Source organism: Streptomyces soli, from assembly GCF_003999195.1.
Taxonomy (GTDB): domain Bacteria; phylum Actinomycetota; class Actinomycetes; order Streptomycetales; family Streptomycetaceae; genus Actinacidiphila; species Actinacidiphila soli.
On the sequence record NZ_RJVR01000131.1, the window covers coordinates 1 to 6,322 of the forward strand.

The 6,322-nt window shown below is 72.1% G+C and carries 3 protein-coding genes; all 3 read left to right on the forward strand.

Annotated elements, in window-relative coordinates:
- Positions 1–1,107 precede the first annotated feature (1,107 nt).
- Positions 1,108–2,670 (forward strand): TIGR02677 family protein, encoded by a 1,563-nt coding sequence (locus tag EFK10_RS11900; protein WP_127355694.1) that lies wholly within the window; start codon positions 1,108–1,110, stop codon positions 2,668–2,670.
- On the forward strand, positions 2,667–3,890 hold the full coding sequence (locus EFK10_RS11905; RefSeq protein WP_127355695.1) for a TIGR02678 family protein: 1,224 nt from the start codon (positions 2,667–2,669) through the stop codon (positions 3,888–3,890). Before EFK10_RS11900 ends, EFK10_RS11905 begins: the two co-directional genes overlap by 4 nt.
- Positions 3,887–6,322, forward strand: a 2,436-nt coding sequence (locus tag EFK10_RS11910; RefSeq protein ID WP_127355696.1) for a TIGR02680 family protein, incomplete at its 3' end; no start/stop codon positions are given. The genes EFK10_RS11905 and EFK10_RS11910, both read left to right, overlap by 4 nt.

Below are 6,322 nucleotides of genomic sequence, written 5' to 3' on the forward strand. Positions count from 1 at the left end.
GGCCACACCCCTGCCCACCATCCCCTCAACGGACCTGACGGCCAGACAGGCCACAACCTGACCGACCGTCGGCCACTACCCGCGGATTCGGGTCAGACCAGATCGGTCAAGATCGCCAAGTTGAAGACGACCACGTCCGACTTCACTCTCAAACCCAACTACACCTGTAGCTGATCCCGGTGCGGGGCCGGGCATCCCGGCCCCGCACCTGTACGCACCATGGAGCGACCCGGCCACTCAGGCAGGGGCCCCCACGCATCCGAAAGGTGAGGGAGCTCGGCGGGACCGCTGCGGCACGGACGGTGCCATCACGCTCCCGCTGAGCGCCCGGTCGGCGGCGAGCGCGAGCTGGCGGCGCCGCGTCATCGACGGGGTCATCTTCTACGACCTGGACCGCCTGGTTCGCCGGCCGCTGGATCTGGAAGACCTCATCGACATCCGAGTACGTCGAACACCCGGTCATCGGCGCCACCGGCGGCCGGATGAACCTCATCAACGCAGCGACCGCCACACGGCCCGGATGATGTGCGTCATGGCCCGGAAGTCCTCCGAGGACACCGCCCGCCGGCTCGCCCGCATGCACCTGCGAGCAGTGCGGGGAAGGGACTGCCGGGATCGGCGACCTCATTGTTCTCGCCGCCGGTGTGTAGGAGCAGCGGGTGCGGGCGGGGCCGGGGTGCGGTGGCGGCCAGGTTGTGGTCTTCGGCATGTTGCCAGGCGCCGGTGGCGGGTTGGGCCCGACGGGTCTGACGTCGCAGCTGAGGGAGGAAAATGATCAGGGAGTTGCTTGCGGAGATCGCTACCGGATCTCGCAACGCGGGGTCTGACAAGGGCCCGCCGGTGTATTTCGCGAGCGGTCGGCCCGTGTTCATGCCCGTGTCAAAACGGGCGGCTGAGACGGTATCCGGTGCTCCGGGAGGGTGCCGTCGTGGTCTCCCTGTGCACCTTGGGATATCGGGGCGAACGGCGACCACCATGGCAGCGAATTGCGGGATCGGTGCAGGCGTAAGATTCCGTGGGCGCGTAGCTCAGCTGCGCGCCGAGGGAGCGGACCATGGTCCGGAATTTCTGCCCAAGGACGGCGTACGTCGGGGACAATACGAGGCGATGAAGCTGATACCAGTCGATGCCAATCGCGGTGGATACGCTCCGTTCGCTCACCTCACCGTTCCCAACTCGGCGCTCTATCGGCAGGTGATGCGCGCGTTCTTGGTGGCCAAGGAGCGTTTCGCGGTGCATCTGCGGCCAGAGGACGTGCACGCGGCGCTGCCCGCCGTGGACCGGCCTGCGGAGCCGGACGCGGTGGTGAAAGCGCTGGACAGTCTTGTCGAGTGGGGCAACTTGCGGGCCGATCCGGACACGGCCCGGGTCACGGCCGTGGAGGACTTCTATCGCAAGCGGTTCATCTATCAGCTCACCCGGGCGGGGGAGGCCGCCGAGGAGGCGCTGGCCGCGTACGACGACGCGCTCGGCAGACGCGGCGCACTCCAGGCGGTGGCGCTGCACGACATCGTCACGCAGCTGCGGGCGCTGCTGGTCTTCGCCGCCGAGGACGACCCCGACCCGGCCAAGGTACATCTCGCACTGGACGCGCTGACCAGCAGGTTCACGGCGCTGGCGGAGAACGCGAGGGCGTTCATGGGGTCCTTGCAGCGCACCATCGACCTGCACGACGTGGAGGTCGAGGCGTTCCTCGCCTACAAGGACCGGCTGATCCAGTACCTGGAGCGGTTCATCCAGGACCTCATCACCCTCGGCGGCCGGATCGCCCAGCTCATCACGGCGCTGGAGGAGGGGCAGGACGGGGGTGACGGGGTCCTGCCGCTGCTGCGGCTGGCGGCCCGCCGCGAGGCGGCCGACGCCTCTCCCGACGAGGCGGAGGATGCCGAGGTGCGGGCGTACGAGCGGTGGGCCGGCCGCTGGTCGGGGCTGACGGCGTGGTTCGTGTCCGGTGACAGCCGTCAGGCGCAGGCGCGGCTGCTGCGCGGGCAGGCGCTCGGCGCGATCAGACAGCTTCTGGCGGTCGTACGGTCGCTGAACGAGCGGCGGTCCGGGCGTTCGGACCGTTCCGCAGACTTCCGCACGCTGGCCCGCTGGTTCGCCGAGGCGCCTGACGACGATACACGGCACCGGCTGTGGCGGACCGCGTTCGGGCTCTATGTCTCCCGCCACCTCACGGTCGACGCCGACACGCTGGAGCAGCGGGCGATCCGACCGGTGAGTGCCGCCACGCCGTGGGCTGAGGCCGAGTCGCTGCGGATCAGTCCGCAGCTGCGCCGGACCGGCAGCTACGAGCGGCGCGGCAAGGGCCGCCGCGTGGAGGACCGGTCAGGAGCCAGGCGGCGCCTCGAGGAAATCGCCGCCAAGCAGGCCGAGGAGATCGCGGCGGCCCGAGCGCGGCTGGCGACGGGCGGGGAGATGAGGCTGTCCCAGTTCGGCGAGCTGGACCCGCTTGCCTTCGGTCTTTTCCTCCAACTGCTCGGCGACGCGCTCGCCACCTGGAGGCCCGGAACCCGGCAGACCGTGGCGACCAGCAACGACGGCTCCATGGAGATCCGGCTGACGGCTCTGCGGGACGATACGACGGCTCGGATCCACACCCCGGGCGGGGTGTTCCGGGGGCCCGATCACCTGGTGGAGATCGTGGATCTCACGGAGGGCGCCAGATGAGCACGCCCCGGCCCGAGGTGCTGGACGGGCGACACGCGGCCGACCTCCAGCGGGCAGGGCGGGCCCTGCTGAAGGAACCGCTGCTGCTGGCCGGAGGCCCGCACGGCGATGAGTTCCGTCTGGTGCGGCGACACGCGGACGAGCTGCGCGAGTGGTTCGACCGCAACACCGGGTGGCCGTTGCAGGTCGACGCGGAATCGGCCCGGCTGCGCAGAACGCCCGGCACCCTCGCCGACCCCACCCATCCGGCCCGTGAGGCCTCCCGCGCCGCCGTGCCGTTCACCCGGCGGCGCTACGTACTGCTCTGCCTGGCCTTGGCGGCGCTGGAGCGCGGCGAGGCGCAGATCGCCCTGGGGCGGCTCGCCGAGCAGGTGGTGATGGATGCCGGCGACCCGCATCTGGAGGCGGCCGGGATCGCCTTCACCCTGGAGCGCCGCGACGAGCGCTTGGACCTCGCGGCCGTGGTCCGGTTGCTGCTGCGGCTCGGGGTGCTGCGCCGGGTGGCGGGTGACGAGGACGCATACGTGAGCGGTGCCGGTGATGTGCTCTATGACGTGGAGCGACGGGTCATGGCCGGACTCCTCGCGGCGCGCCACGGCCCGTCGATGATCCGCTTGCAGGGATTCGAGGAACGGCTCGCCGCACTCACCGCCGAGGCCGAACTCGACAGCGACGAGCTGCGGTTCCGCGCCATCCGTTGGAAACTGACCCGCCGGCTGCTGGACGATCCGGTGCTCTACTACGACGAGCTGACCGACGCCGAGCTGGTCTACCTCACCCGCCAGCGCAGCTTCATCACGGCCCGCATCAACGAGCTGACCGGGCTTGTGGCGGAGGTGCGGGCCGAGGGCATCGCCATGGTCGACCCACTCGACGACCTCACCGACGTGCGCATGCCGGAGTCCGGCACCCATGGCCATGTCACCCTGCTGCTCGCCGAGCACCTCGCTGCGGCCCAGGGCCCGGTGGACCGGGCGGAGCTTGAAAACCGGGTGCGTGAACTAACCGTCGAACACGGCGGATTCTGGTCGAAGTCGGCCCGGGAACCGGGGGCCGAGGCCGAACTGGTCGAACAGGCGCTGGCGAAACTCACGGCGCTTCGGCTGGTCACCCGCACCGCGGACGGCGCTGCCGTCCCGCTCCCGGCACTGGCCAGATACGCAGTCGGCGAGCCCGTCATCCGTACGTCGGAAGCACAGCGAAAGGCGGCCTCGCGTTGACGACCGCACTCCCCGTCCCCTCGCCCGGTCGCTGGCGGCCGCTGCGCATTGGGCTCGTCGACCTCTTCTACTACGACGTCGAGGAGTTTTGGTTCCGCGACGGCCGGCTCCTGCTGCGCGGCAACAACGGCACCGGCAAGTCCAAGGTGCTCGCCCTCACCCTCCCCTTCCTGCTGGACGGCGACCTGTCGGCGCGCCGGGTGGAGCCCGACGGCGACCCGAACAAGCGGATGGAGTGGAATCTGCTGCTGGGCGGGGAGCATCCGCACTCCGAACGGCTCGGCTACGCCTGGATCGAGTTCGGGCGCCTGGACCCGGCCACCGGCCGGTCCCACTTCCGTACGCTGGCCTGCGGACTCAAAGCGGTCTCCGGGCGCGGCATCGCCCGCCACTGGTACGCCGTCACCGACCAGCGGATCGGCCAGGAGCTGAGCCTGCTCGACGCGACCGGCACCGCGCTGTCCCGGGACCGGCTGGCGGAGGCGGTCGCCGGGCGGGGCATGGTGTACGACCAGGCGAAGGCGTACCGCAGGGCCGTCGACGAAGCACTGTTCGGCCTGGGTGAACAGCGGTACGCGGCTCTGGTGGACTTGCTGATCCAGCTGCGCCAGCCCCAGCTGTCGAAGCGGCCCAACGAGGCGGCGCTGTCCCGGGCCCTGACGGAGGCGCTGCCGCCGATGGACCAGGCGGTGATCGCCGATGTGGCCGAGGCCTTCCGGTCGCTGGACGAGGAGAAGGACGAACTGCGGGCGGCGGCCGAGGCCGAGCGGGCGGCCACCGGCTTCCTGGACCACTACCGCCGTTACGCGGCGGTGGCCTCCCGACGCCGGGCCCGCCTCCCGCGCAGCGAACACGCCCGCTACGAGCACCTCCAGCGCGACCTTGCACAGGCGCAGGCCCAGCGGCAGCAGGCCGAGGAGGACCGGGACGCGGCCGGGACTCGGCTCGCCGAGCTGGAGGAGACCGCGGCCCGGCTGAAGGCCCACGACGCCGCACTTCGGGAAGGACCCGAAATGCGCAGCGCGCGGGAGCTGGAGCGGGCGGCTTCCGACGCGGCGCGTACGGCGGCCGAGCAGGGCCGCAGCGAGGAGGACCGCGACCAGGCGGCACGACTGCACACCCGGGCCCTGCGCAGGCTGCGCGGGGCGGAAAGCCGGCTGAGGGCGGCCGAGGCGCGGCTGGCTGAGACGCTGGGCCGGGAACGGCAGGCGGCCGGGGCCGCGCACGTAAGGCCCGTGGAACCAGCAGAACCCACAGAGCGGGGCGCTGTACGGGCGCCGGAGGCGGAACTGCGGCGCGCGGCCGAGGGCTCCCTGGACCGGGGTCGGCGGGCCGTCGCGCATGTCGAGGAACTGGCGGCGTGCGCAGAGCGGGCGGCGGCGGAGCGGCAGGCGGCCGCCCGGCGGCTCGAAGAGGCGGAGACGGAGGTCACCCACACCGCCGGGCGGGTGGCGCAGACTCAAGACGCGGTGTCCGCCGCCGGGCAGGAACTGACCGGGCTGGTCCGTGCGCATCTCGACGGCTGTATCGAGCTGCGGCCCGCCGACCCGGTGGGCCTGCTCGACGAACTCCAGGAGTGGGTGACCCGGCTGGACGGCCCGTACCCGGCCCGGGAGCAGGCGGCTGCCGCCCACCGCACGCAGGGCTCGGAACTGGCCGACGCAGCAGCATTGCTGACGCAACGTCATGCTGGGCTGGATGAGCGGCACGCCACCGCACGCGAGGAACTGGCGGCCCTCGAAGCCGGCGGTCAGCGCGGGCCGCAGGCCCCGTACACGCGCACCCCCGGCGTGCGCGACCAGGTGCCCGGCGCGCCCCTGTGGCGGCTGGTCGACTTCCGCGACCACCTTGGCGCCGCTGAACGGGCTGGCTTGGAGGCGGCGCTGGAGGCCGCCGGGCTACTGGACGCCTGGGTACGCCCCGACGGCACCGCCCTAGACCGGGATGGGTACGATGTGCTGCTCACTCCGGCACGCAGCGTCGGAGTGATCGAAGCCGCGCTCGCCGACGTACTGCGCCCGGCCGTCGACCACGGCGACCCACAGGCCGCCGCAGTCGGCGAGGAAGCGGTGGACCGGCTGCTGGCCGCAATCGGCTTCGGCCCGGACAGCCACCACCCGGGCGACACCTGGGTCGCGGCCGACGGTCGCTTCCGCGTCGGCGCGCTGACCGGCAAGTGGGCCAAAGCGGCCGCCGAATACCTCGGCGAGGGCGCCCGCGAAGAGGCGCGCCGGTCCCGTATCGCCGCGCTGCGCACCGAACTCGACGCCTTGGAGGCGAAGGCGGAGCACCTGCGGACCGAAAGCGCCGCGCTGGCGCACCGCCGCCGCACCCTGGACGCCGAACTGGCTGCCGTCCCCGACGACGCCGCTCTGCGCAACGCCCACGCGCTCGCCGCGGCCGCCGCCGACGCCGCCCGCCGGGCCCGCGCC

Coding starts and splice junctions, on each gene's coding strand:
- EFK10_RS11900 (WP_127355694.1), top strand. CDS start 1,108: ATGAAGCTGATACCAGTCGATGCCAATCGCGGTGGATACGCTCCGTTC.
- EFK10_RS11905 (WP_127355695.1), top strand. CDS start 2,667: ATGAGCACGCCCCGGCCCGAGGTGCTGGACGGGCGACACGCGGCCGAC.